Source organism: Streptomyces sp. NPDC058457 (assembly GCF_042720695.1).
Taxonomy (GTDB): Bacteria; Actinomycetota; Actinomycetes; order Streptomycetales; family Streptomycetaceae; genus Streptomyces.
Map to the genome: position 1 here is coordinate 1 of NZ_JBHXLU010000137.1, position 26,572 is coordinate 26,572.

At 69.3% G+C, this 26,572-nt stretch carries 21 protein-coding genes and 2 pseudogenes; 6 read left to right on the plus strand and 17 right to left on the minus strand.

What is annotated here, in order from left to right; genetic code table 11:
* The 5 genes and pseudogenes from ACFWPS_RS50960 to ACFWPS_RS50980 all read left to right on the plus strand — a co-directional run.
* Positions 1-249: pseudogene (locus ACFWPS_RS50960) on the plus strand (short-chain dehydrogenase/reductase); the annotation flags it as partial.
* 178 nt (positions 250-427) lie between these two features.
* Positions 428-1,243: an SDR family oxidoreductase gene (locus tag ACFWPS_RS50965; RefSeq protein WP_383720511.1), complete on the plus strand. Its 816-nt coding sequence runs from the start codon at positions 428-430 to the stop codon at positions 1,241-1,243.
* Between the two features lie 67 nt (positions 1,244-1,310).
* Entirely contained in the window at positions 1,311-1,985 is a 675-nt protein-coding gene (locus tag ACFWPS_RS50970; RefSeq protein WP_383720515.1) for an NAD-dependent epimerase/dehydratase family protein, read from the plus strand.
* 306 nt (positions 1,986-2,291) lie between these two features.
* A complete protein-coding gene (locus tag ACFWPS_RS50975; protein WP_383720518.1) occupies positions 2,292-3,695 on the plus strand; it encodes a CoA transferase in 1,404 nt (467 codons plus the stop codon).
* Positions 3,692-5,089, plus strand: a complete 1,398-nt coding sequence (locus ACFWPS_RS50980) for an amidohydrolase family protein (RefSeq protein WP_383720521.1) — start codon at positions 3,692-3,694, stop codon at positions 5,087-5,089. The genes ACFWPS_RS50975 and ACFWPS_RS50980 overlap by 4 nt, the downstream gene beginning before the upstream one ends.
* Before the next feature lie 487 nt (positions 5,090-5,576).
* On the opposite strand, the gene ACFWPS_RS50985 is transcribed toward ACFWPS_RS50980, so the two are convergent.
* From ACFWPS_RS50985 to ACFWPS_RS51045, 13 genes are all read right to left on the minus strand, one after another.
* Positions 5,577-6,623 carry a TRAP transporter substrate-binding protein gene (locus tag ACFWPS_RS50985; protein ID WP_383720524.1) on the minus strand — a complete coding sequence of 349 codons (1,047 nt, stop codon included), beginning with the start codon at positions 6,621-6,623 and terminating at the stop codon, positions 5,577-5,579.
* 1,790 nt (positions 6,624-8,413) lie between these two features.
* On the minus strand, positions 8,414-9,505 hold the full coding sequence (locus ACFWPS_RS50990) for a zinc-binding dehydrogenase (RefSeq protein ID WP_383720527.1): 1,092 nt from the start codon (positions 9,503-9,505) through the stop codon (positions 8,414-8,416).
* A 110-nt stretch (positions 9,506-9,615) separates the two neighbouring features.
* Complete coding sequence (locus ACFWPS_RS50995; protein WP_383720530.1) at positions 9,616-10,821, minus strand: cytochrome P450; 1,206 nt, start codon at positions 10,819-10,821, stop codon at positions 9,616-9,618.
* Between the two features lie 63 nt (positions 10,822-10,884).
* The gene (locus ACFWPS_RS51000) at positions 10,885-12,057 is read right to left on the minus strand and encodes an NAD(P)/FAD-dependent oxidoreductase (protein WP_383720533.1); all 1,173 of its coding nucleotides are present in this window, start codon (positions 12,055-12,057) and stop codon (positions 10,885-10,887) included.
* Positions 12,058-12,065: 8 nt separating this feature from the next.
* On the minus strand, positions 12,066-12,263 hold the full coding sequence (locus ACFWPS_RS51005) for a ferredoxin (protein WP_189269560.1): 198 nt from the start codon (positions 12,261-12,263) through the stop codon (positions 12,066-12,068).
* Between the two features lie 168 nt (positions 12,264-12,431).
* Positions 12,432-13,844, minus strand: a complete 1,413-nt coding sequence (locus ACFWPS_RS51010; RefSeq protein WP_383720536.1) for an aldehyde dehydrogenase family protein — start codon at positions 13,842-13,844, stop codon at positions 12,432-12,434.
* A 44-nt stretch (positions 13,845-13,888) separates the two neighbouring features.
* A complete protein-coding gene (locus ACFWPS_RS51015) occupies positions 13,889-15,367 on the minus strand; it encodes an aldehyde dehydrogenase family protein (RefSeq protein WP_383720539.1) in 1,479 nt (492 codons plus the stop codon).
* A gap of 37 nt (positions 15,368-15,404) precedes the next feature.
* Entirely contained in the window at positions 15,405-16,265 is an 861-nt protein-coding gene (locus ACFWPS_RS51020) for an SDR family NAD(P)-dependent oxidoreductase (RefSeq protein WP_383720542.1), read from the minus strand.
* Between the two features lie 64 nt (positions 16,266-16,329).
* Positions 16,330-17,571, minus strand: a complete 1,242-nt coding sequence (locus ACFWPS_RS51025) for a CaiB/BaiF CoA transferase family protein (RefSeq protein ID WP_383720545.1) — start codon at positions 17,569-17,571, stop codon at positions 16,330-16,332.
* A 34-nt stretch (positions 17,572-17,605) separates the two neighbouring features.
* Positions 17,606-18,334 (minus strand): enoyl-CoA hydratase/isomerase family protein, encoded by a 729-nt coding sequence (locus tag ACFWPS_RS51030; protein ID WP_383720548.1) that lies wholly within the window; start codon positions 18,332-18,334, stop codon positions 17,606-17,608.
* A 31-nt stretch (positions 18,335-18,365) separates the two neighbouring features.
* A complete protein-coding gene (locus ACFWPS_RS51035) occupies positions 18,366-19,385 on the minus strand; it encodes a CoA transferase (RefSeq protein ID WP_383720550.1) in 1,020 nt (339 codons plus the stop codon).
* A complete protein-coding gene (locus ACFWPS_RS51040) occupies positions 19,382-19,807 on the minus strand; it encodes a Zn-ribbon domain-containing OB-fold protein (RefSeq protein WP_383720552.1) in 426 nt (141 codons plus the stop codon). The genes ACFWPS_RS51035 and ACFWPS_RS51040 overlap by 4 nt, the downstream gene beginning before the upstream one ends.
* 66 nt (positions 19,808-19,873) lie before the next feature.
* Complete coding sequence (locus ACFWPS_RS51045) at positions 19,874-21,034, minus strand: thiolase family protein (RefSeq protein ID WP_383720555.1); 1,161 nt, start codon at positions 21,032-21,034, stop codon at positions 19,874-19,876.
* Between the two features lie 251 nt (positions 21,035-21,285).
* Between ACFWPS_RS51045 and ACFWPS_RS51050 the strand changes: the two genes are divergently transcribed.
* Positions 21,286-21,894 carry a TetR/AcrR family transcriptional regulator gene (locus ACFWPS_RS51050; RefSeq protein WP_383720556.1) on the plus strand — a complete coding sequence of 203 codons (609 nt, stop codon included), beginning with the start codon at positions 21,286-21,288 and terminating at the stop codon, positions 21,892-21,894.
* A gap of 127 nt (positions 21,895-22,021) precedes the next feature.
* On the opposite strand, the gene ACFWPS_RS51055 is transcribed toward ACFWPS_RS51050, so the two are convergent.
* From ACFWPS_RS51055 to ACFWPS_RS51070, 4 genes and pseudogenes are all read right to left on the minus strand, one after another.
* Entirely contained in the window at positions 22,022-23,545 is a 1,524-nt protein-coding gene (locus ACFWPS_RS51055; protein WP_383720559.1) for an MFS transporter, read from the minus strand.
* A gap of 409 nt (positions 23,546-23,954) precedes the next feature.
* Positions 23,955-25,088 (minus strand): NADH:flavin oxidoreductase, encoded by a 1,134-nt coding sequence (locus ACFWPS_RS51060; protein WP_383720562.1) that lies wholly within the window; start codon positions 25,086-25,088, stop codon positions 23,955-23,957.
* Positions 25,089-25,205: 117 nt separating this feature from the next.
* Complete coding sequence (locus tag ACFWPS_RS51065) at positions 25,206-26,033, minus strand: SDR family oxidoreductase (protein WP_383720564.1); 828 nt, start codon at positions 26,031-26,033, stop codon at positions 25,206-25,208.
* Positions 26,034-26,326: 293 nt separating this feature from the next.
* Positions 26,327-26,572 (minus strand): annotated as a pseudogene (locus tag ACFWPS_RS51070) (short-chain dehydrogenase/reductase); the annotation flags it as partial.

Consider the following 26,572-nt stretch of genomic DNA (forward strand, 5'->3'; position numbering starts at 1 on the left):
CACGGCGCCTACGCCCGCCAGGCCGAAGCCGTCGCCACCTCCATGACCTCCGAAGCCAACACCAAACGCCTCTCCTCCCCCCAGGTCATCGCCGACGCCATCGGCAAGGCCGCCACCGCCCGCAAACCCAAGACCCGCTACGCCACCGGCTTCGGCGCCCGCCCCATGATCACCCTCCGCGGCCTCCTCACCGACCGCGGCTTCGACACCTTCATCTCCCGCGCCACCGGACTCCCACGGTCGGCCTGATCCCGGATGTCCGGCAGTCCGCCGAGGCGAGCGCGGTCGATCACCCGCACGTGACGCTCGTGCTTCCGCCTCCGCGCCCATGCAGCAAACCGGCCGCGGCCGGTGGGTACACGGCATCGCACCCTCACGGCGCGGTATGCCCACCACTTGCCCCGGAATCCGAGAAACGGAGAACCCCATGAGCAAGGTCTGGTTCGTCACCGGCTCGTCCCGCGGCCTGGGCCGCGCCTTCGTCGAGGCCGCGCTCGGCCGCGGCGACAAGGTCGCGGCCACGGCTCGCGACCCAGAATCGCTCGGCGATCTGGTCGAGAGGTACGGCGACGCGGTTCTGCCGCTGCCGCTCGACGTGACCGACAGGGCTGCCGTCACCGCCGCCGTCACCGCAGCGCACCAGCACTTCGGCCGCCTGGACGTGGTCGTCAACAACGCCGGCTACGGCCTCTTCGGCATGATCGAGGAGCTGACCGAGGAGCAGCTGCGCGGACAGATGGAGACCAACTTCTTCGGCGCCTTCTGGGTCACGCAGGCGGTCCTGCCGCTGCTGCGTGAACAGGGCTCCGGTCATATCGTCCAGATCTCCAGCGTCAACGGGATCACCGCGTTCCCGTTCGTCGGCGGCTACAACGCCTCCAAGTGGGCGCTGGAGGGATTCAGCGAGTCCCTCTCCCAGGAAGTGCAGGGAACGGGCATCAAGATCACCCTCGTGGAACCGGGCAGCTTCGACACGGACTGGGCGGACAGCTCCGCCGTACAGGCCACACCGCATCCCGCCTACGCCGAGTTCCACAAGGCCATCCAGGCCATGCGGGACGCCAGGCAGCCGGCCGATCCCGTCGCCGCCGGCCGGGCCCTGCTGCAGATCGTCGACGCCGAGAACCCGCCGCTGCGAGTCCTTTTCGGCAGCCAGCCCGTCGACATCGTCAGGGGTCTGTACGCGCAGCGTCTGCAGACCTGGGCCGAGTGGGAAAATCTCTCGCGCGCCGCACAAGGCTGAACGACATCGACGCCGCTCGGATCCCGAGCGTGCCGTACCCGACCTCATCCACCCACTGGAGCAGCACATGCGCGTCATCGTCTTCGGGGCGTCCGGCATGGTCGGACAGGGCGTCCTGCGCGCCTGTCTCCTGGAACCGGATGTCACCGAAGTTCTGGCCGTCGTACGTACTCCTCTGAACGCCGACCACCCCAAGCTTCGCCAGCTCGTGCACACGGACTTCACCGACTACACGGCGATCCAGGGCGAGTTGAAGAACCTCGATGCCTGCTTCTTCTGTCTGGGCGTCACCTCGGTCGGCCGCCGCGAGGAGGAGTACACCAGGATCACGTACGACTACACCCTGGCCGCGGCCCACGCCGTGAGCGCCGACAGCCCGAACCTGACCTTCACATACGTGTCCGGGGTGGGCACCGACAGCACGGAGCGGGGCCGTTCCATGTGGGCTCGGGTGAAGGGCCGTACCGAGAACGCGCTGCTGGCCATGCCGTTCAACGCCTACATGTTCCGGCCCGGCTTCATCCAGCCCCGCAACGGGGCGTCCGCCCGGGTGCCTGTCTACCGTCTGCTGTACCGGCTCACGGGGTGGCTCTATCCCGTGCTGCTTCGGCTGACGCCAAAGCATGTGACCACGACCGAACACCTGGGCCGCGCGATGATCGCGGCGGCGCGGCTGCGGGGTCGGGGTCCGGCAGTGCTGTACAGCCTTGAGATCAACCGCCTGGGCGCCGAGGTGAATTGAGGCGCGCAACGGTCGGGAAGATCTCCGACAATCGTCATCTCACCGTCTTTCGACAGAAAGACCTCAGCTTTGCCGAGCGGACCATGAACCGACAAGCAGTCCACCGATTCATCGGATATGCCGTCCTCTTTGCCATAGGCATTACACTGTATTCCTGGGGAGCCAGAGACCTGGCTCAGGAAAGCAGGACCAGCTCTCCGAACGTCGGCGGCATTTCAATCACCACCGTGTTGAACTCCGCCATCACTGTGTTGAACTCCGCTGACATGTCGGATTAGAGCCAGTGCCGTTACGGGGACCCGATTGATGCCCACCTTCTCCTCCGGTTCCGACTCCGAGTCCAGCGACCGAGCCTCGTGGCTGACCGCCGCGTTCGGCGAGCCGACGGCGGCCCTGCTGGACGGCTGCTGTGCAGGTCCCCCGGTGAACAGCCTGCGCGACTGGGCGGACTCCGGGGCCATGGCCCTGACCGGCCGGCCCGGCGGACCGCCATTCGCGGCTCCGGGAGCGCCGGCCGGCGTGCTTCGCCGCGCCCTTGAATCGACCGCAGCCCTGAGCCAGACTCGTACGGGAAAACCGATCCGGTTGCCCGGCACCGAATTGCTCGGCGAGCGCGCGGCCATCGCGGGACTGTCCCGGCGAGGACCGTGGTCGGCCGGCGGAGCCTTCCGCATCCTCCCCGCCGCGGACGGCTGGGTGGGCATCTCCCTGGCCCGGCAGGACGACGTCGAACTCGTTCCGGCCCTCGTCGAGAACAGCATCGAAACCGATATCTGGGCCGCCCTGGAACACTGGGCCTCGGGTCAGAGGGCGAGGGACGTGGCCGACCGTGCACAACTGCTGGGCATCCCGGCGGCCGCCGTCGCAACGACGCCCCTCCGCCTCAAAGACGAGCAGAGCGCCCATCGCTCCGCATCGGCCGGATTCGACCCCAGCCCAGTGCTGATCCAGCAGGGTGGGCCGCGCAGGCACCGGCGTCCGCAACCACTCGTGGTCGACCTCACCTCTCTGTGGGCCGGACCGCTGTGCGCCCGGCTGCTGAGTCTGTCCGGAGCCCACGTCGTCAAGGTCGAGAGCCCGCACCGTCTCGACGGTGCCCGGTTCGGACCGCCGGCCTTCTACGACCTCTTGCATGCGGGGCATGCCTCTGTATCTCTCGATCTCGCCTCACCGACCGGCGTCGCAGCCCTGCGACGGCTCGTGGAGTCCGCCGACGCCGTCCTTGAGGCCTCCCGGCCCCGGGCACTGCGCCAGCTCGGCATCGACGCCGAGGAGGCGGTCGCCGCGGGCACGGTGTGGACCAGCATCACGGCCTACGGGCGGACCGGACCGTGGGCGAACCGTGTGGGCTTCGGTGACGACGTCGCAGCCGGCGCAGGCCTGGTCGTGTGGACGGAGCACGGACCGTTGCCCTGTGGGGACGCCCTCGCCGACCCGCTCGCCGGCGTCCACGCGGCCACCGCCACGACAGCCGCTCTCGCCGGGGACCGAGGCTGCCTCATCGATGTCTCCATGCGAGATGTCGCCGCCTTCGCCGCTCAGGGACCGGCCGAACCGCACGTCGTACGGCAGGGACCCGTCGACGACTGGTGGGTGGAAACCGAGCACGGCGTCTTCCCGGTCCGGCAGCCCCGCGCCCGGCGGGCGCCTCGGCGGGCTGCGGAATCCGGCGACGACACCGAACACGTACTCGCCCGGTGGTGCCCGTGAGGCTGCTCATCGCACGGACGGAGGTCGAAGGCCGCCTCGTCGACGTCCGCGTGCAGGGCGGACAGGTAGCGGAGATCGCAGAGCGACTGCGGCCGCTGCCGGACGAAGAGGTCGTGGACGCCGGCGGCGGCGCATTGCTGCCGGGGCTGCACGACCATCATGTGCATCTGCTGGCGATGGCCGCGGCGGAGCACTCTGTCGTCTGCGGTCCCCCGACGGTCAGCGATGCGGCCGGTTTGAGTGCAACCCTGCGCAAGGCGGCGAGCGGCCTTCCACCGGGCAGCTGGGTTCGGGGTACCGGGTACAGCGAGTCGGTGGCCGGCCTGTTGGACCGGGTCGCCCTGGACGAGATGGTCCCCGACCACCCCGTACGGCTGCAGCACAGGGGTGGGGCGCTGTGGATCCTCAACAGCGCGGGGCTGACAGCCGTCGCCCACGCTCTGGACGAGACCCTGGACGTCGAACGCGACGCGGCCGGCCGGCCGACCGGCCGTCTGTGGCGCTACGACGACCGCCTGCGTGCCGCGGTCGGTGCTGCACCGCCCGATCTGACGTCGACGGGAGCCCAGTTGGCGTCGTACGGAATCACCGGGGTGACGGATGCCACTCCGGATCTTGATGAGAAGGGCCTCGAGCTGCTGACCAGCGCCGTACACGACGGACGCCTGCCGCAGGCGGTGCAGCTGCTGGGTGCCGCGACCGGGACTCCGCTCCTCCCGGCCATGTCCGTCGGGCCGCACAAGATCCTCCTTCGCGACCACGATCTTCCAGGCCTTGATCATCTCGCGGACGTGATCGGCCGGACGCACCAGGCCGGCCGACCGGTGGCCGTGCACTGCGTGACTCGGGAGTCCCTGCTGCTCACTCTGGCCGCTCTGGAGATCGTGGGCCCCTGCGAGGGTGACCGCCTGGAGCACGCCGCTGTGGTACCGCCGGAGCTGTGCGAAGCACTGGTCGCCAAGGGGCTGACGGTGGTCACCCAGCCCTCGTTCATCGCCACCCGGGGCGACGACTACTTGGCCTCGGTCGATCCTCGGGATGTCGAACACCTCTACCCCTACGCCACGTTGCTGGCACACGGCGTGCCGACAGCGCCTTCGAGCGACGCCCCGTTCGGCGATCCGGACCCTTGGCGCACCATCGCGGCCGCGTCGTCCCGTCGCACCCGATCCGGGACCGTGCTGGGCGCTCATGAACAGGTCGACGCCCGGATCGCACTCTCCGGCTTCCTCTCGCCGCTCCGGTCCCCCGGCGCCCCGCCTCGGCGCGTCGAGGCAGACTCCCCCGCCGATCTATGCCTTCTCGGTGAGCCTTTGGAGACGAGCCTGGCCAAGCCGTCCGCCGAGTTGGTAGTGCTGGTCATACGGAACGGGGAGCCTGTCCACGGGCGGTAAGTCCCGCGCGCGGTCCCCAAGGTCGCCGGGCGCAGGCAACTCGGGAGCCTTGACCAGTCGTTGGGGGTCACGCCCGTCCAGGGGCCGACGGGTCACGCCCTTGCCCAGTTGACCGTGCGGCGCTTGTTCTGTGACAACGCAGCGTGCGGTCGGAGGACTTTCGCCGAGCGGTTGGAAGGGCTGACCTACTTCTACGGCCGCCGGACGCCGCTGCTGCGGGGCCTGCTGGAGGCGGTCGGGTGGACGGTCGCCGCTGGAGAGTGCGGAGCGTCCAGAAGGATCACGTATCCTGCCGTCAAAACCCCGGCTTCGTGTTGGTGACAGACACTGCCCTCCCCTCGGGCCCCGATGGTCGCCGAAGGCGATCCTGTCCGCGGCAATCGTCTCCCTGCCCGCCGGATCGTTCGGGAAGGCTCAGCCGCCGGTCAACCCCGAATCGTGCGACCCAAGGCCGTCCGCGGGTCCCGCTCGGGAAGGTCCAGGGGCATCAGCAGTGAAGGGCGGGTTCCGGCTTCGCTCCCTTCACCAGCGACTTCACCAGCGTGAACAGCTCGCCGGTCTGGGGATCGTGCTCCAGCCGGGTGTCAACCGGAGCGACGGCCACACGGTACGCCGCGAGCTGCGCCGCACCGGCTTGCCCCACGACCAGCTCTCCCGCGCAGAGTTGGGTGAGTTCATCCGCATCCTCTGCCTGCAGTTCCGACATCGTGTCTTCGAAGGCGGCGGACGCGGCCTGGGTGAGCGCCTGGCGTTGTTCGGGACTCAGGCGCTTCAGCGCGCTGTCACTGATGAAGGGGACGACCATGCGGGGCCACAGCACCAGATTCCCTGTGAGGTACTTCTTGGAGGAGACGTAGCCTTCGTGGTTGAAGGAGGCGATCGAGGACTCGATGCCGTCCATGTCGCTGACCGATCCGGACAGCGGATACCAGCGGGTGCGTGCGCCCAGAGCGTGGAAGGTGTCGTCTGCCAGCTTCGACTGTGCCACGCCGACGAGCCGCCCGTGCAGGCCGGTGGGGGTCGGGGCCGAGCGACTCGCGGTGAACAGGTAGCGAAACTGGCCCGGGAGCAGGCCGAGGCCGGTGATCCCCGGGACGCTCAGTGCGGTGCCCAGCCGCTTGTAGAGGGGGCTCTTCAACAGCCGTTCCTGGGCTGCGTAACTGGTGATCAGCTCTGGCGCGCTGAGTATCCGCACGGGGCCGGGGAAGGCCCGCGTGCCTGCTACCCCCAGATCCGCTTTGCCCGCCTGGACGTCCGCGATCGTGCCGTCCTCGTAGGCGAGCTGGCCCGTCCGCCACTTGAGCTTGGCGTCGATCTGCAGAGATCCCCCGGTCGCCTCTGCGACCCGTTGGATGAACCTCTCCACCGAAGACGTGGTGCCGTAGGGCACGGCCATCGTCAGATGGACCACCTTTGGGGACGCTCCCGTCGAGTCGGATGTGGACTGCTGCGCCTTCGGTGCGCCCGACGTGCAAGCGGCGAGCGCCAGCAGTGGCGCGAGCAGCAGCGCCGGGACTCCCAGGATCCTTCTCACCTTGACACCTCCTTGCGCCCTCGGGCGCTCCCTCGTTCACAGTGCGGTCACCGCGTCCGGCGCAGGTTCGCCCGTACGCGCCGTGCCGGGCACTCCGACAGTCCCCGAAGCGCCAAGTCGTGCAGCAGGAGCGTGGACACCTCGTTCAGCAGCCGCGCGTCGTCCACTGCCACAAGGATCTGCAATCATCGGAATCTGACGGTCCGGAGCATGCCAAGGAATGCCACGTAGCCCTTGTATGTGGCAGGCGGCTTTTCGGGGCTACCACTGCCCCCTGGCCGGTACACGACCGCGGGCAGCAGGAACCGGACCTTGTTGCTCGACTTCACCCACGTCAGGAAGGTGCCCGTGTCCGATACCGGCAGCGCTCCCAGTGAGGCGGGAACGGTGATCGTGAGCGGCGTCGCGAAGGACCGGCTGGTGTACGTGCGCGATACTGCTGTCGAATGTGAGGACTTGGCGGCTCGTTCTGCGCCGCCACCGCAGGCCGCCGCAGCGAGTAGAGCGCACGCGCCCACAGCGGAAACCACTAACTGACGAGCGCGCGTACGCCTCATCCGGCCACCCCCAAGGTCGTGACGTACAACTTTGAGGTCGCTGCATCGGCCGCGGCAAGAGCGAAGACGGGTAGACCGATCGGCACCGTCTCGGTGCTTCACGGGTGATCACCCAAACGTCGTGCCCCAGATACGCATGGACGGCCGGCGGCACGCGCGTGAAGAGACCGTGCGGCCCACTGCCATGCTCAGAATGGCCAACTAGCGCGCTCAGCGTGCGACACGAAGTCGCTCCAATGGACCTCTTCGTGGTCGTCGGGCGACCGGGCTGGGCGGCCCGCGCTGGCCAGGAGCTTCGTTGCTGTGGCCGGTGCTACGTTGGTGGTGGGCCGCCGAGATGCTACCGGCTCCCCCGACGGGGCCGCCACGAGTGGCGGGCCCGCAGAAGCCGCCGCGGTGCGGCAGGTATGCCGCGCCGGGGTGCCCACCGGAGAGGCGCCGTGCGCCCCGATACGCGTTCGGGGAGTACGGGACCCGGGCCAGGAAGCGGTGTGGTGTCCAGGGGAATGCCTTCATGTCCAAGGCCCGCCGCCTGGTTCCGCGCGTAGCGGGTCAAAATCTCTGTGAAAGCGGGCACTTCACGGCTGAGCGCCCGGGCCGACTCACCCGTCAGCACTTCCCGGTTGATGATCAACCGGCGATCTTCAGGTCTGAAGGCGACAAGCATCAGATGACCGTCCTGTGACCAGTGGAAGCGCCGTGTCGCCCGCAACTCCGCAGCCATGGCCTCGTGATGGTTGACATCGAGAGTGGCCAGGTCCTGCTCGTGCCGAATCCACTGATGAACACGCACGGCCTCGGAGTACTCATCGAGGGTCAGCTGAACCTCGCACTCCCACAGCCGGGGAAACGCTTCCGCCTGCTGCAGCTGACCGAGGCAAAAGAGCCGCTCCGGCTCGTCCCCCCGCAGACGGGCAGCCTCGGTCCATTGCCGCATCTGCGGCCGCCTCGTCAAGCCCGCCCGTACCGTATGGTCCTGCACCCAAGCAGACCGTGCCAGAGGGTGCTCACAGCCCTGCGCGAGAGTCCGGCACCCCTCCGAGACGAAGCCTGAACCGGAGCAGGAGGGCGGCGCATCGTCGGCAGCCAGTCCAGACTCTCCGCCTGTATCTCCACGCGCACCGGCTCTAGGCCCACGGGTTCGAACTGCACCGCCGGCTTCCGGATCCGCAGCGTCACCTCAAGGTAGTGGTCCGTCGCGGCGAAGCCCGACATGACGCGAATCGCGTCCGCTCAGCAGAAGTCGGTGACGACCACTCTCAGAGTGTTTCCGTCCTTCAGCGACTCGTATCCCTCGTTGATCTCGCCGAGGCTGATCTGCTTGGAGACCAGGTCGTCGAGGTTCATCCGCCCCTGAAGGTAGAGCGAGGCGTACATCGGGATGTCCCGCTTGAGGTGGGACGAGCCCATGTCGACGCCCTGTACACGTTGGGACTGGGTGAGCACGGCGATCGTCTGCACATCGATGCCCGCGTCCAGGCCGCCCACACCGATGAGGTAGAGGCCGCCGCCCTTCGCCAGCATCTCCAGGCCCTGCCGGGTGACATGGCGCAGGCCCACGCAGTCGAAGACGTGGTCCGCACCGTATCCGGTGATCTTCCGCACCTCCGCGACCGGGTCGGTCGTACAGGAGTTGATCACATGAGTGGCGCCGAAGTCCGCGGCCCGTTCGAGCTTCACGTCCTCGACGTCGATGACGATGATCGACTCCGCGCCGGCCAGCCGCGCGCCGCTGACCGCGTTCATGCCGACGCCGCCCGCGCCCATGATCACGACGGACTGCCCCGCCTGGACGTCGGCGCTGTTGAGCACGGCGCCCGCGCCGGTGATCACACCGCAGCCCAGCAGCGCCGCGGGAGCCCAGGGCATCGCCTCCGGGATCACGGCGAGCTGGTTCTCGTGGATCAGCGCCTCCTGGGCGAAGCCCGCGAGGCCTCCGAGGCCCAGTGCGACCGGACGGCCCTGCCAGGTGATGCGGGAGGGCTCGTCGGCCGCTCGCTGAGTCCGCTCGGGGTGCAGACAGATGTAGCTCCGCGCGGCGAGACAGTTGGCGCAGTCCCCGCAGGCGCGTATGAGGCTGGCGACGACATGGTCACCGATCTTCACCTGCCGGGCCTCGGGGCCGACCGCGGTGACCACGCCGGCCACCTCGTGGCCGAGCACCACGGGGAAGTCCTGTCCGGCGACCGTGGCGATGGTGAGGTCGGAGTGGCACAGACCGGCCGCCTTGACCTCGATCTTGACCTCGCGACCGACCGGATCGGCGAGTTCGACCTCCTCGACCACGAAACCCTGGCCGAGGCCCTTGGTGACGGATGCCTTCACGATCTTGTTGCCCTTCCGTGTGGTGTGCGAACAGCCGTCTCGGGTCCGCACACCGCGCGGACGTCACGGCCCAGGTCGATCGATGTCGACGACGCTGTGGAACGCGGGTACTACCAGGTGACCGGCAGCTCCTGGACGCCGTACACCATGCTGGACGCCTTGAAGGTGATCTCCTCCAAGGGGGCGGCGAGCTTCAGCTCGGGCATGCGGCGGAAGACCTCGGGCAGCACGATCTGCAGCTCGGCGCGGGCCAGCGGCTGCCCGAGGCACTGGTGGATTCCGTAGCCGAAGGCCAGGTGCTGACGGGCGTTGGAGCGGTCCAGGGCGAGCTGGTCGGGATCGGTGAAGAGCGCGGGGTCTCGGTTGACGACGGAGAGAGGAACGATCACGCCTTCTCCGGCACGGATGGTGACGTCACCGATCGTCAGGTCCTCCGTCGCCACGCGGCGCAGCCCGCCGTGCAGGACGGAGATGTAGCGCAGGAGCTCCTCCACCGCGTTGCCGAGCTCCTCCGGGGTGCCGAAGAGCCGCGGGATCTGCTCGGGGTTCTCCAGCAGGGTGATGGTGCTGAGCGCGATCATGTTCGCGGTGGTCTCGTGTCCCGCGAACAGCAGGAGCGCGCCGAGGTCCGCGGCCTCCTGCTCGGTGATGTCGCCGGCGTCCACCTGCTCGCCGAGCCGGGTGACGACGTCGTCGCCGGGGTTGGTCCGCTTGGCCGCCAGGAGTTCCTTGAGGAACGCGGACAGCCTGGCGTAGGCCTCCGTGACCTGCTCCGCGGTCGCGGTGAGGTCGACGAACGGTTTGGAGTTCTCCTGGAAGAACTCGTGGTGCTCGTAGGGAACGCCCAGCAGTGCGCAGATCACCAGCGAGGGCAGTGGCAGGGCGAAGTGCTCGACGTAGTCGACCGGTCCGCTCTTCTTGGTCAGGTCGTCGAGCAGCTCGGTCGTGATCCGCGCCACGGCCGGGCGGAGCGCGTCCATCTTCTTGACCATGAACTCACGGGTCAGGGTGCGTCGCATCGCCGTGTGGACGGGCGGGTCGTACATCTGGAAGAAGCCCCGCTCGCGCTGCCTGACGCCCTCGCGGACGGCCGGGAACCCCGCGTTGTTCGGGTTCGTGCTGAGGGACGGGCTGCCGAGTACCTCGCGGGCTTCCTCCCAGCGGGTCACCAGCCAGGATTCGAGCTTGCCGTTCCACACGGAGACCCGGGTGATGGGCTTCTCGTCCCGGAGCGCGACGAGCAGGGGCGAAGGACCGAGTGGCGCTTCCTTCGGTCGGTCGTAGACGAATTCGGGGGCGGGTGCAGGTTGGGTCATGACGGTCGCTTTCCAAGAGGTCCGAAGAAACGAGATGGGGTGGTGTGATCGTGTTGCGCGCGATCAGGCGGCGGCCGTGGACACGGCGTCCGCCCACTGGGCGCCGACCGCGATGGACTGGCGCCAGGTGTTGATGGCCTTGGGCGGCATGCCGACGCTGAGGGCGCCGCTGAGCCGGTCGCCGGTGCGGTACACGGCCAGGAACTTCCGTTCCGCCAGGTCGCCCTGGACGATGCGTACCTCGTCGTGCCCCCGGAGGTAGCCGAACGCCCGGATCTTCATGTCGTACTGGTCCGACCAGAAGTAGGGAACGGGAGTGAACGGCCGGCCGGCGCCGAGGAGGTTGCGGGCCGCGGTCATGCCCTGCTCTGTCGCGTTGGTGCGGTGCTCGATGCGCATGCGCGTGTCGAACAACGGGTTGTGCCAGGAGGCGACGTCGCCGGCACCGTAGACGCCCGTCGCGCCGACCGCTGCGCTGAATTCGTCGCAGACGAGGCCGTTGTCGACGGTGAGTCCGCTGCCCTCCAGCCACTCGGTGTTCGGGTGCGAGCCGATCGCCACGAGCACGTCGTCGGCCTCGACGACGGTTCCGTCACTCAGCCGGACGCCCTGGGCGGTGACCTCACTGACGGCCGTGCCGGTGCGCAGGTCCACGCCGTGGTCGAGGTGGGCCCGGGACAGGGCCTGACCGACCGTCTCGCCCACCGCGTGGGCCAGGGGAACGGGCGCGGGTTCCAGCAGGGTGACCCGAGCACCGAGTCCGCGGGCGACCGCGGCGGCCTCGGCACCCAGGAACCCGGCACCGACCACGACCAGGTGACGGTCCGGGCCGATGCGGTCCTTGAGGGCCAGGGCGTCGTCGACCGTCCGCAGCACGTGGGCGCGTTCACCCGGCAGGTGCCGGGGCCGCACGCCCGTCGCCACGATCAGTCCGTCGAAGCCCACCTCGGAGCCGTCGGACAGATGCACCGACCGGGCGTGGAGATCGAGCCGGACCGCCCGGCACCCGTATCGGGTGTCCAGGCCGAGGGCGTCGAGGTCGGCGGTGGCGCGCAGGGCCAGTTGGCCGGAGGTCCAGGCTCCGGAGAGGATCTCCTTGGACAGGGGCGGCCGGTCGTAGGGGGGATGGGGTTCGTCACCGACGAGGGTGATGGTGCCCGCGTAGCCCTCGCGGCGCAGGGTCTCGGCGGCCGCGAGCCCGGCCGAGGACGCTCCGACGATGACTATCCGGTCCATGGCCGCGCTCACGACTCGGTCAGCCGGATCGCGGCGGCGGGGCAGACCGTGGCCGACTCCCGGACGCTGTCGTGGAGTTCGGGCGCCGGGTTGTCGTCGAGCAGGACGACCAGACCGTCCTCGTCGCGCTGATCGAAGACGTCGGGGGCGAGCAGCACACACTGTCCCGACGCGACACACTTGGGGACGTCGACTTCCACATGCATGGCACTTCTTCTTTCTCTACTGCTGCCGAGCGGCCCGGGGGGTGACCGCTCATGTCTGTCGGTCATCGCGGTGTCTGCCGCGATGGGGCCCTCTTCCACCGGAAGGCCTTCCCTGGCGGACATCCGGTGGAAGAGGGCGGATCGGGGGTGAGGGACCGGCTCGGCCTGCTAGCCGACGACGGCCTTCACTTCGAGGTTCTCCTCCAGGCCCGCGACACCCCAGATACGGCCGTTGCCCGACTGCTTGTAGCCGCCGAACGGTGCCGTCAGGTCGAGCTGCGCGCCGTTGAGGAGGACCTGTCCCGCGCGCACGCGCGCGGCCACGTCACGAACCTGCTCCTGGTCCGCGCCGCTGACGTAGGCCATCAGTCCGTACGGGCTGTCGTTGGCGATGTCGACGGCCTCGTCGACCGTGTCGTAGGTGATCAGTGACATGACCGGGCCGAAGATCTCCTCCCGCGCGATGGTCATGTCGTTGGTGACGTCGGCGAAGACGGTGGGGCGGGCGAACCAGCCGCCTTTCACGTCCTCCGGCTGCCCCAGACCGCCGGTGGCCAGGGTGGCCCCCTCGTCGATGCCGGCCTGGATGTAGCGCTGCACGGTCTGCCACTGGCGCTCCGAGGACACCGGTCCCATGAACACCTGGGTCTGCGGGTCGCCGACGGTGACCGCCTCCACCGCCGCGGTGATCGCGCCGACGAGCTCGTCCCGGCGGGAACGCGGGATCAGTGTCCGGGTCGGGGCGACACAGGTCTGGCCGGAGTTGCCCATCACGCCCTGGACGGCCGTGGCCACGGCGGTCTGGATGTCGGCGTCGGGCAGGATGATGTGCGCCGACTTGCCGCCCAGTTCCTGGGTGACCCGCTTGACCGTGTCCGCCGCGTCCTTCTGGATCTGGATCCCGACCGCGGTCGAGCCGGTGAACGAGATCATGTCGACGTCGGGGTGCTTGGTGAGCGCACTGCCTGCCACCGAGCCCTTGCCGACGACCATGTTGAACGCGCCCTGCGGGACCCCCGCAGCGTGCAGGATCTCGGCGAAGACCTGGGCGCTGTACGGCGCGATCTCCGCGGGCTTCAGAACCGTCGTGCAACCGGCCGCCAGCGCGGGGACGACCTTCTCCGTCATCTGGAGGGCGGGGTAGTTCCACGGCGGGATCAGCCCGCAGACCCCGATCGGCTCCTTTCGGACGGTGTAGCCGCCCCGCCGCTCCTCGAAGGCGTATTCGGGCAGGATCTCCACCAGTTCCCGGATCGACCCGACGGCGGCGTCTGCCGAGAGCCGGGCCAGGAACAGGGGTGTGCCGATGTCCGCCGTCACGGCCGCCGCCATGTCGTCCGCGCGACGCTCGTACTCCGCGGCGATCTTCTGGAGCAGCTCCACCCGCTCCGCCACGCTCAGTTGCGAGTAGGAGACGAACGCGCGCCGGGCCGCCGCGACGGCCGAGTCGACGTCCGCCTCGGTCCCGAGCGCGAGCCGGCCGGTCGTCTCCCCGGTCGCCGGGTTGACGATGTCCGCCGTCGTGCTGTCGGCCGGCTCGGCCCAGGCACCGTCGATGTAGTGCCGCAGCACATCACTCACCTTGATCACTTCTTTCGCTTGTCCGGATCGGTACGGAAAATCGGTCAGAGACGGGTGAGGACGGACTTGGTCTCCAGGAAGGCGTCGAGGCCCTCCTCGCCGAGCTCCCGTCCCCAGCCGGACTGCTTGTATCCCCCGGTGGGCATCGCCACGTCGGGAATCGGATGGACGTTGATGCCGACCCGGCCCGCCCGCAGTCGCGCCGCGACCCGGTGGGCCCGGGACACGTCGCGCGACCAGACGCTGCCGGCCAGACCGTAGGTGGTGTCGTTGGCCAGGCGGACGGCCTCGTCCTCGTCCGTGAAGGGGAGGACGGCGACCACGGGGCCGAAGATCTCCTCGCGGACGAGACGCATCTCGGGCGTGGCCCGTGCCACGACCGTCGGCGGGAAGAAGAACCCGTCTCCGGGAAGCGGCTCTCCCCCGGTGACGACCTCGGCTCCCTGCTCGATGCCACTGCGTACGTAGCCCGCGACCCGCTCCCGGTGACGCTCCGAGATGAGCGGACCCAGCTGACTCGACGGGTCGGTCCCGTATCCCAGCCGCAGCGACTCGGCCGCCTTCTTGAGTCCGTCGACCATCTGGTCGTACAGCCCCTCGTGGACCAGGAGCCGGGAGCCGGCCGTGCACACCTGGCCGGAGTTGCGGAAGATGGCGTCCGCCGCACCGGGGATCGCCTCGGCGAGGTTCGCGTCGTCGAAGACGACGACCGGGGACTTCCCGCCGAGTTCGAGGCTGACCTTCTTCAGGTTGCCTGCGGCGGCGTGCACGATGGCCCGTCCGACCTCGGTGGACCCGGTGAAGGAGATCTTGTCGACGTCCGGGTGGGCGGCGAGCGCGGCGCCCGTCTCCCTGCCGATGCCGGTGACGACGTTGACGACCCCGTCGGGGACGCCGGCGTCCCGGCAGATTTCGGCCAGACGCAGTGCCGACAGCGGCGTCTCGTCGGCAGGCTTGAGCACGACGGTACAGCCGGCGGCGAGGGCCGGGGCGAGCTTCCACGAGGCGAGGGACAGCGGCGCGTTCCACGGCACGATCAGGGCGGCGACACCGATCGGCTCGCGCCGGGTGTACGCGTGGAAGCGCAGCCCGTAGGAGTTGAGGTCCGTGGCCTTGCCGCCGATGCGCTGAACCGCTCCGGCGTAGTAGCGGAAGGTCTTCGCCGCCACGTTGACCTGTCCGCCCCGGGCCGCCATCACGGGCGCGCCCTGGTTACGGCTCTCCAGGGCGGCCAGTTCCTCTCCGGCGCCCTCGATGAGATCCGCGATGCGCCACAGCAGCCTGGCCCGCTCCTCGGCGGGCAGGCCGGCCCAGCTGCCCTCGTCGAAGGCAGAACGCGCGGCGGCAACCGCATGGTCCACGTCCGCGGAGCGGGCGTCGGGCACGCGCGCGAACGCCCTGCCCGTCCCGGGGTCGACGACGTCGAGCCAGCCGCCTTCCTTGGCCTCGACATGTCGGCCGTCGATCAGCATGGGCCAGTCGCGGGGTGTGGTGTCCTCGTCCGTGGTCACCGGAAGTGTCATGGTCCGTCTCCTGTCGGTCTCGTCCGTACCGGCCGGGCTACTGCCCGACTCCGAGGACGCCGGGCAGCAGTTCCCCGAGCTCCTCCGGGGTCCAGCGGCCGTCCTTGCGGAGGTAGGTGTTGCTGCCGCCACGGACGGCCAGGGGCTGGGCGAAGGCGCAGATGTCGCCGCCGGAGGCGTAGAAGAAGCGGGCGGTGATGTCCTTCGCGTCGTCGCCAGCCAGGTAGGTGACGATGGGTGCGATGTCCTCGGGGTCGAGGCTGCGGCTCGCGGGCATGCCGCCGAAGGTGCGTGCCCTCGGGTCGTTGCCGGGGAACAGCTGCGTTCCGGCGCTGGGCAGGATGCAGTTGGCGGTGATGCCGTGCTTGCCGAGGTCTCCGGCGAGTGCCGTGGTGAGGCCCATGATTCCGGCCTTGGCGGCGGCGTAGGCGGGCTGGGTCATGTAGAAGGCGCCGCGGGAGGCGAAGGTGATGATCCGTCCGCCGTCGCCCTGCTCCACCATGTGCCGGGCGGCCGCCTGGGAACAGGCGAAGTGGCCCTTGAGGTGGACGGACATGGTGAGGTCCCAGTGGTCCTCGGTGACATCCAGCGTCGGCACGGGGCCGAAGTTGCCCGCGCACATCACCAGGATGTCGATGCGGCCGAAGCGCTCCACCGCGGCGTCGACGATGGCCGCGCCCCCGGCGAAGGTGGAGACGTCGCCGTAATTCGCGAGCGCGGTACCGCCGGCCGAAGTGATCTCGTCCGCCGTCCTGTCTGCGGCGGCACCTTCGCTGTCCTTGAAGAAGTCGTTGACGACGACCTGCGCTCCTGCTGCCGCGAGGGCCAGCGAGATGCCGCGGCCGACTCCGCGACCGCCTCCGGTGACGACGGCGACTTTGCCGTTGAGGGTGCTCATGTTGACGTGCCTTTCGCGGGTGGTGGTGAGAGCGGGCGACCGGCCTGGTGGCCGGACCCGGTGGTCAGTGTTCGTCGAGGGAGATCGCACCGGCATCGGCCAGCTCCGCGATCTCCTGGTCCGAGTAGCCGAGCAGCGCGGACAGCACGTCCCGGGTGTGCTCGCCGAGACGGGGCGCCGGTTGCCGTACGGTGCCCGGGGTGTCCTGGAGTTCGGCGGCGAAGCCGCGCTGCCGGTGGGCGGGGAAACCGCCGGGGGCGGCGTCCTGGAAGAAGCCGAGCGCCGCCAGTTGCGGGGAGTCCAGGACCTCACCTGCGTCGAGGACCGGGGAAGCCGCTATGCCGGCCTCCTGGAGCCGGGCGGCCAGGTCGTGCTTGTCCCGTCCGGCGGTCGCCGCGGCGATCTGCTTGTCCAGGACGTCGTGCGCGAACTGTCGCCCCGAGGCCGTGCGCAACTGGTCGTCCTCGGCCAGGGCCGGGAGATCCAGCACCCGGCACAGCTCGGTCCACTGCTCGTCGCCCGGGACCGACAGGGCGAGCCACTGCTCCTCTCCCTGGCAGGGGTACACGCCCTGCGGGGCCGCGACGGGGTCCCGGTTGCCGTGTGGGCGGGCGACCTCGCCCGTGGTGGTGTAGCCGAGAACCGACTCGCCGATGACGCTGGTGACGGACTCCCGCTGGGAGAAGTCGACGTGGATCGCCTCGCCGGTCAGGTCCCGCTGCCGGAGAGCGGCCAGGATGACCCCCGGGGCGAGGAAGGACACCAGCTGGTCCGGGTAGTTGACGTTCGTTCCCGACCAGCGGGGGGTCTGGTCGTCATAGCCGGTGACGGACATCAGTCCGCCGAGCGCGTCGAGGGTGGAGCCGAAGGAGATGTAGCCGCTCTCCGGTCCGGTCAGACCCTGGCTGGTGAGCGAGACCAGGACGATGTCCGGCTTGACCGCGCGCAGTTCGTCGAAGCCCAGCCCGAGCCGCTCCAGCACTCCGCGCCGGAAGTTCTCGACGACGACGTCGGACACGGACACCAGCCTCAGGAACGCCTCCCGGCCCCGGGCGTGCTTCAGGTCGATGCCGACACCGCGCTTGTTGCGGTTGACCGACTGGAACGGCGGGCTGGCGTTGAGGTCCGCCGGGCCGTTGCTCTTCGCGGCCACCTGGGTCCACTGGCGGAACGGGTCGGTGTACGTCGTCGACTCCACCTTGATGACATCGGCTCCGAAGTCGGCGAGCACCTGTGTCGTGGCCGCTCCGGCCGTGATGATGCCGAGGTCGGCGACCCGGATGTGGTCGAGTGCCAAGGTGTTCATGGCTGTCCTCACTGGCTCGTCGCTGTCGTGGCGGTCACGTGGTGCCGATGGCGCGCTGGGCGCTGATGACCGCGGTGCTGCGCACCCCGTGGTCGAGGGCCTGGTGCCAGGGCAGATCGGCAGAGGTGCGGTAGCCCTGCTTGCTGTAGTCCAGGGCGGTGGCGTCGAACTGGGCGATGTGCTCGGCCAGTGCCACGGCGGTGGTCAGCAGTTCGGCGGCCGGGACGACCTGGTTGACCAGGCCGAAACGCAGTGCTGTGGCGGCGTCGACGCGCTTGCCCGTGAAGATGAGCTCCGCGGCGTGCTTGGGCAGGATCCGCTTGGCGGTGGACGGTCCGGCCAGGGCGGGGAAGATGCCGAAGGTGATCTCGGGAGCGCCGAAGGTCGCGGTGTCCGCGGCGACGGCCAGGTCGCAGTTGTGGACCAGTGTCAGACCGCCGCCGAGCGCGAAGCCGTTGACCGCGGCGATGAAGACCGCCGGGTGGTCGGTGATGAGGTGCTGGGTGTACAGCCACGAGTCCGGTGCGCTGGCGGGCCGCCGCTGGGTGGGCGCCCCTTCGCGGGTGTCGGCGCCGGAGCAGAAACTGACGTCTCCCGCTCCGGTGATGACGACGGCCTTGCTGCCCTTGTCGCGGATCTCGTCGAGCGCGTCGCGGAGCTCCGCCTGTGCGGCCCGGCTCAGCGCGTTGCGCTTTTCCGGGCGGTTCAGCGTCACGATCGCGTAGCCGTCGCGGATGTCGGTGAGGATCAGTGAGTCACCCATGGTGGTGAGGGGCCTTTCGTGAAGAGTGGGGTCAGTGGCCCACAGCAGCGGGGCGCCGGCCGTTGAACCTGAAGGGCAGTCCGGGCGCGGTGTCGATGAACTCCTGCGTCCGGTACTGCGGGGACTCGACGAGATCCCGGGTGTCGGCCACGTAGCCGACCGGGATGTTCAGGGTCTGCGCCGCCTGATACCACTCGTACTTGGAGCGCTGGATGGTGATCTTGGACAGTCGCTGGACCAGTTCCGACTGTTCGGCCATCCGGCCGCTCTGGGTGGAGAACCGCTCCTCGGACAGCACGGGGTCGAAGGCGAACAGTTCCAGCACGCGCGGCCAGTCCGTCGCCCGGTAGTAGAAGGCGAGGTGGCCGTCGGCGCAGGGCAGTACGACCGGGCCGCTCTCCTTGCCGCGCGGGATGAGACTTCCGCCGGCCTGGTAGTAGACCGGTCCCTTCCACTCCAGGTACGCGACCGTCTCCAGGCCGGACACCCGCAGCCGCTGCCCCTTGCCGGGGGCACCCGGGCGGTCGCGGTGCGCGAGGGCGGTCATGACGCCGGTGAAGGCGAGCAGGCCCGTCGAGTAGGCGATCTGATGTCCGCCGAGCATCAGCGGCTCGCGGTCCGGGTCGCCCAGCAGCGCGAGCAGCCCGCCCGCGGCCTGCCAGACCAGCTCGCCGCCCTGCCAGTCGGCCTGCGGCCCGCGGTCGCCGAAGTCCCCGAACTCGGCGACCACCAGGCGCGCGTTCTCCGTCTCGAACGCCGCCACCGTCTCGGCCCAGTCGAGGAGCAGAGTGTCGCGAACCAGCAGCACGTCGCAGCCGGCGAGCAGTTCGGCGACCTCGCCGTCCGTCTGGTTGGCCCGGCGGATCTCCTTGGCCGCGTCCAGGTAGAGGAAGAGCTGCGTGTCTCCGTAGGGCGTGCCGCCCTGGTCGGGGACGATCCTGGTGACCCGGGCGCCGAGGCCTGCGAAGACCTTCGCGCAGAAACCGGCGGCGACGCTGTCTCCCGCCTGCACCACGTGGAGGCCGGCCAGCGCGCCTCCCGCGCCGCTCACGACGCCTCCCCCGTCACCGGACGGAACTTCGGCAGCGCGATCTCGTCGGTGACCTGGTCGAAGACGACCTCCACCGGCATGTCACAGACCAGGTCCTCCGGCTCCGCGCCGACGATCGACGTCATCATGAACGGGCCTTCCTCCAGTTCGACGAAGGCCACCGCGTAGGGCAGGTCGTCGGCGAAGGCAGGGATGTAGCGCTGGTGCATCACGACCCAGGACCAGACACGCCCGCGGCCGGACACCGGCTTCCAGGTGATCTGCTGGGAGAGGCACTTGGGGCAGCTCTGGGCCGAGGGGAACCAGACGTGTCCGCAGGAGTCGCAGTGCTGAAGGGTCAGCCTGCCGTCGAGTGCGCCGAGGAAGAACGCACGGTTGAGGTCATGGACGCGCGGCAGGGGTTTGGCGTATTGCGTGGTCATGGCTGTGGCTCCTGAAGACAGTGGGGAACGAGTGGTCGCGGGTGACTGACAGCGCCGCGAGCGGTGTCACGCGCGCTGGAAGACATGCGAGTTCACGACCGGAGCCACGCAGATGTACTGGGACGTCTCGCAGTTGGCCACCTGCCGGTCGCCGGCGTCGCCGCGCACCTGGCGGATCGCCTCCACCTGAAGGGCCCAGCCCTGCATGTAGCTCTCGCTGGTGTGGCCGCCGCTGGTGTTGATCGGGGTCTCGCCCTTGAGGCCGATGCGCCCGCCCTTGATCCACTGCCAGCCCTCACCGCGGGGCGCGAACCCGAAGCTCTCCAGCGAGAACAGCACGATGGGCGTGAAGTTGTCGTAGATCTGCACGCAGTCGACGTCCTCGGGACCGAGGCCCGCCTGTGCGTACACCCGGCCGGCCACGTCGCGGGCCGCGGTGTCGAAGAAGTCCGGCTTGGTGTAATGGCCCGTCAGGTCCGCGGACCCGGCCGTGGCGATGACCCGCACGGCGGGCTTGCGCAGGTTCTTGGCACGGTCCGCCGTGGTCACGATGATCGCGACGCCACCGTCGTTGATCATGCAGTAGTCGAACAGCCGAAGCGGATCACAGATGTAACGCGCGGAGAGGTACTCCTCCTCGGTGAGCGGCTTGGTCATCGCCGCGACCGGGTTGAGCGCCGCGTTGGTCCGGTTGTTGATCGCCAGCGGGGCCAGCGTGCCGTCCGGAGCGCCGTACAGGTGCTGGTACCGGCGGTACATCATGCCGACGTAGGCGCCCGGCGAGGTCATGCCGTACGCGAGGTCGTACGCACCGGTGTCGTCACCCGGTCCGCGTCCGGCGCTCTCGCCGCCGTAGGTCATACCGACCGAGCGGCCGTTGTTCCCGTACACGCAGGCGACGGTGGTGGCGAGCCCGGCCTCGACGAGGGTGATGGCGTGCTGGAGTACCACGCCGGCCATCCGGCCCGAGCCCTCGTAGGCGTTGACGACCTTGGGATGCCGGATGCCCGCCAGCGTGCCGAATTTCTCGTAGTTCGGCAGGCGGCAGGTCAGGACTCCGTCGATGTCGTCCTTGGCGAGACCGGCATCGTCCAGCGCGATCTTCAGGGCGTCGATACCGAGCTGGTACTCGGACCGGTTGGCATCCCGGTTGCGGTACTGCGCGCCGAAATCCGTCGTACCGACACCGACCACGACCGCTTCCTGCCTGGACACTGTCCTCGCCATCACGGCTCACATCCTCTAAGTTCAACCAAACGGTTGGGTGATATAAACCAGGTCTACCTGGTGATACTGGTTCATGCAAGGGGTAGTAAGGATGAAAAACCACGCACCGGACCTCGCGGCCGGGAGGTGACCGCAGAGCCGCCGGTCAAACAACCTTTTGTTTGCCGTGTGAACCGACTGCCTAGAATCGACCCACGTCAGGACCCCGAAACCGCTCGGGACCGTCCCGGACACCGACTGAGGAGTTACGCATGGCCCGGCCCAGGAAAGCCCCCCGCCAGCGGTTGCTGGACGCCGCGGTCAAGGAGTTCGCCGCCCACGGTTTCGCGGGGGCGCGCATCGACGCGATCGCCCGCCGGGCCGGCATGAACAAGCAACTCGTCTATCACTACTTCGGCAGCAAGCAGGCGATCTACGAGGCGGTGTTCGAACAGGTCATCGCCGAGAACACCAGCCGGGCCTTCCCGCCGGGCGAGGACCGCAAGTACTCCGAGGTCACCATGGAGGAGCTGCGGATCAACAACTCCCGCGACACACAGCTGTTCCACCGCCTGCTGATGTTCGAGGCCCTGAGCAACGAACGCGGCATCCACAAGGAGGCCGAGCGCCAGGCGGTCTACGACAAGCTCGTGGAGCGGGTCCGCAACGCTCAGGACCAGGGTGAGATCGACCCGGCCGTCGACCCCGCACTGTTCTACCTGGCGGTCCTCTCCCTTCAGATCGTGCCCGCGATGCTGCCGAAGGTGGTCCGTCTGGCGACCGGCCGGGATCCCGAGAGCGAGGAGTTCCTGCAGGAGTGGGGCGAACTCCTCGCCCAGTTCGTGGCCCGCTTCGCGCCGGCCGATTCGCCTGCTCAGTGACCCGTCCGCGGTCCACCGCGACCGCAGGCTCCGGTTCTGTCCGCCGCCCGGACGGAACCGGAGCCGTCCCGGCCCCGCCGAAGCGGTGCCGGGACTCACGCTCTGCGGCGGCCTCACAGGGCCGGCCTCAGTGCATGGCGATCGGGACCTGTGCCTCGCCCTCCGCCCCGGCCACAACGCCGGTGCCGCCGGACTGGCGGCCGACGTTGACGAAGGTCAGGCCGATGGCGGCGGCTGTGACCAAGATGCCGACGGCGACCCAGATCGCGTTGGCGTAGCCGTGGACCATGCCCTGCATCTGGATCAGCTGCTGCTGTGACCGGGTGGCGGCGCCCGCGATGTGGTCCTTGATGTACGACGTGGTCGCCGATGCGGCGATCGTGTTCAGCAGGGCCGTACCGACCGCGCCACCCACCTGCTGCGAGGTGTTGACCATCGCCGAGGCGACACCGGCGTCGCGCGGCTCGACTCCATGGGTGGACAGGGACATGGCCGGCATGAACGCCGTGCCGATGCCGAGGCCGAGCAGCAGCTGCGCCGGCAGCAGCAGCGAGGTGTAGGAAGAGCCGGTCTCCAGCCGCGTCAGCAGGAACATCCCGGAGGCGGCGACCAGGTAGCCGGCGCCCATCAGGAACCTGGCGGGCAGGCGGGTCATCAGCCGCGCGCCGATCACCGCAGAGCCCGTGATCATGCCGCCGATCAGCGGCAGGAAGGCGAACCCTGTCTTGACCGGGGTGTAGCCCTTGATGACCTGCAGGTAGTAGGTGAGGAACAGGAACATGCCGAACATCGCGATGATCGCGAGACCGAGCGAGAGGTACACCCCGCCGCGGTTGCGCTCGGTGACCACGCGCAGGGGCAGCAGCGGGGCCTTGACCCGCGTCTCGACGACCACGAAGGCCAGCAGCAGCACGGCCGCCGCGACGAAGAGGCCGACCGTCACGGAGTCGCTCCAGCCGTTGGACTCGGCGCGGGTGAAACCGTAGACCAGCGAGACGAGGCCGGTGGTGGAAAGGATCACGCCCGGAATGTCGAGGGTGGAGCGGTGGCTCTCGCCCTTGGGCTCATGGACGAAGAACAGCGCGCCGAACGCGGCGGTCACGGCGAACGGGATGTTGACGAAGAACGTCCAGCGCCAGTTCAGGTACTCGGTCAGTACGCCGCCGAGGATCAGGCCGACGGCGCCGCCGGCGCCGGAGATCGCGCCATAGATACCGAACGCCCTGGCGCGCTCCCTGGCATCCGTGAACATCACTGCCAGCAAGGAGAGCGCGGCCGGTGCGAGCAGCGCTCCGAACGCGCCCTGCAGGGCCCGGGCGGCGAACATCATGGTCTCGTTGGTGGCGGCGCCGCCGAGTGCGGAGGCCGCCCCGAAGCCCAGCAGGCCGGTGATGAAGGAGCGCTTACGGCCCCACATGTCGGCGATCCGGCCGCCGAAGAGCAGCAGGCCGCCGAAGGCCAGGGCGTACGCCGTGACCACCCACTGGCGGTTGCCGTCGGAGATGCCCAGGTCCTGCTGGGCGGAGGGGAGGGCGATGTTCACGATCGTCGCGTCGAGCACGACCATCAGTTGCGCCATGGAAATGAAGACGAGCGCTGTCCAGCGGTTCGCTCCGGCGGCGCCCGGAGCCTTGTGGGCTGCCTCGGACATGGGGGATACCCCTTCGGGATTCATGTGGTTGTGGCACGTCGTCGGTGACGGCCTGGAAGTCTGGGGTCCACCGGCGGGACGTAGAGGCCGGCAGGACGATCGAGGGACAGTGCTTCCGCGGGCCCGGCGGCAGGGACATCGGGGATGTCCGGCCGCCGGGCCCGGGAGCGCCGATCCCGTCCCCACAGATTCGGCGCGACGGGGCCGCTGCCGCTCGACGCAGCCCCGGTCTTGTGAAGTGCGCGCCCTGGAGGTGTTCGGGCACGCTTCTCATCGGTTGCAGTGATCGCTGAGGTGTCCGGGCTGTTTGCCGGCTCGCGCGTTCACTGACTTGGTTCGGCTGACGTGGTTCGGCCCGAGGACGGCGAGGGACGGCCGACCGTACGAGCGGGCCGTCCAGGCCGTTGGCTCAGCTCAGCGTGGCCAGGGCGGCGGGTTCGAACGAGGTCAGCTCGTCGAAGCGCCCCTGCAGCACCTTCGCCGCCCACTCCGGGTCCTGCAGCAGGGACCGGCCGACCGCCACCAGGTCGAACTCCTCGGCCTCCAGGCGGTCCAGCAGGTCGTCGATGCCCCGGAGCTCGGCGCCCTTGCCGTGGAACAGCGTGTCGACGAAGTCGGTACCGCCGCCCAGGCCCACCGAGCCGACCGTGACGGTGGGCTTGCCGGTGAGCTTCTTCGCCCAGCCCGCCAGGTTGAGGCCGGAGCCGTCGAACTCCGGCACCCAGTAGCGGCGCGTGGAGGCGTGGAAGGCGTCCACGCCGGCCGCGGCGAGCGGGGTGAGGATCGCTTCCAGTTCCTGAGGAGTCTCGGCGAGGCGAGCGTCGTAGACGCCGTTCTTCCACTGCGAGAAGCGGAACTGCACGGGGAACTGCGGCGAGACCGAGTCCCGGATGGCCGCGATGACCTCCGCCGCGAACTTCGTACGGGCCGTCAGGTCGCCGCCGTACACGTCGGTGCGGCGGTTGGTACGGGCCCACAGGAACGTGTCGATCAGGTAGCCGTGGGCACCGTGTACTTCCACGCCGTCGAAGCCGATCCGCTCCGCCGCCGCGGCCGCTTCGGCGTACGACGCTATGACGTCGTCCACGTCCCGCAGAGTCATCGCCTTGCCGACGCCCTCGGTGCCGTCGAGGCCGATGGCCGACGGGCTGATGGTCGGCGCGTCGGCGTTCAACGTACCGCCGGCGGGACGCTGCACACCGACGTGCATGAGCTGCGGCATGATCCTGCCGCCCGCCGTGTGCACCGCGTCGGCAACCGCCTTCCAGCCGGAGAGCTGCTCCTCACCGTGGAACAGCGGGATGGTGTCGACCCCACCCGCCGACTCGTGGCCGATGAACGTGCCCTCGGTGACGAGCAGGCCCACGCCCGCGGCGGCACGGCGCGCGTAGTACGACGCGACGTTCTCGCCCGGTATGCCGCCCGGCGACTGCATCCGGGTCATGGGCGACATCACGATGCGGTTCGGCAGGGTGAGGCCGTTGATCGTGACGGGTCGGGAGAAGATCTCCGCCACGCGTTGCGGCGGGCTGGTGATGGTCATGAGAGCTCCTTGCTCAACAACGGATCGGTAGACGCGTGCGGGCTGGTTCGACTCGTGGCGCCGGCCGGGCGCCCGAGGCTGATGACGTGGGCGAGGGGGCTCAGGCGTCCCCTCCGGTCAGGCGGCCTTTCCTCCCTGGGCCCGCTCGGACAGGTCGGCCCAGTCGGCCCAGGTCTTCAGGCGGTCGGCGTAGATGTGCGGGAGGTACTGATTGCCCGCGGTCCCGAAGAAGACCCGCAGCGGCGGGTTCTCCGCGTCGACGACCTCCAGCAGTGCGCGGCCGGCCGCGACGGGGTCACCCGCCTCCGACTCCGCCATGAGCTTCGCGAGGTGCTCCCGCACCGGTGCGTAGTCGGGCAGCGCCTCGGCGTGCACCGCGGACGAGCCGATCCAGTCGGTCTCGAAGGCGCCGGGCTCGACCAGCGTGACCTTGATGCCGAGACCGGCCACTTCCTGCGCGAGGGATTCGGTCAGCCCCTCCAGCGCCCACTTGGAGGCGTGGTAGCCGCCCAGCAGGGGCCCGGCCGCGACACCGCCGATGGAGGAGATCTGCACGATGTGGCCGGAGCCCTGTTCACGCAGGTGCGAAAGCGCGGCCTGGGTGACCCACACGGCGCCGAAGACGTTGGTCTCCAGCTGACCGCGCAGTTGCTCCTCGCTCAGCTCCTCGATGGCCCCGAAGAGGCCGTAGCCGGCGTTGTTGACGACCACGTCGAGGCGACCGAAGTGCTTGTGGGCCCGGTCGACGCTCGCGAACACCGCGGCCTTGTCCGTCACGTCGAGCTCCAGCGGCAGCACCGCGTCGCCGTGGGCGGTGACGAGGTCCTCCAGCGTGGCGAGGTTACGAGCCGTCGCGGCGACCTTGTCGCCGCGGGACAGGGCGGCCTCGGTGAACTGACGGCCGAAGCCCCGGCCGGCACCGGTGACGAACCAGGTCTTGCTCATGATGTGCTCCAAGTCTTGAACTGGCATGGATAAAGGGCGCGTTGGCCCGCAAGTACAGGAAAGGTGTGTGATCGCGGTGTCGGGTCTCGGCAGGATGGGCGAGACACGGCCGACAGCGCGGAAGGAATGGCCCAGACAGCGACATGGGCCGGAGGCAGCGAGGCGACCTCGCCGGTCCTCTCGGGGCCACGGAGACCGTGCCCCCGAGAGTCGGGATGAGAATGACCGCAGATCAAGGGCGGCGGCCGTGGCGCACTGGACGGTGCGCCTGCCAGGCAGGCACACCAGGTCGTTCAGTTGCGTGGGAGTCCGGTGGCGCGGGAGATGAAGGTGTCGAAGCCGCGGTCGGTGAGGATGCTGCGGAGGGTGATCATGGGGCGGGCGCCGAAGCCGGTGGCGTAGCGGGTCTTGGGTTTGCGGGCGGTGACGGCTTTGCCGATGGCGTCGGCGATGACCTGGGGGGAGGACATGCGTTTGGTGTTGGCTTCGGAGGTCATGGAGGTGGCGACGGCGTTGGCCTGTGTGGCGTAGGCGCCGTC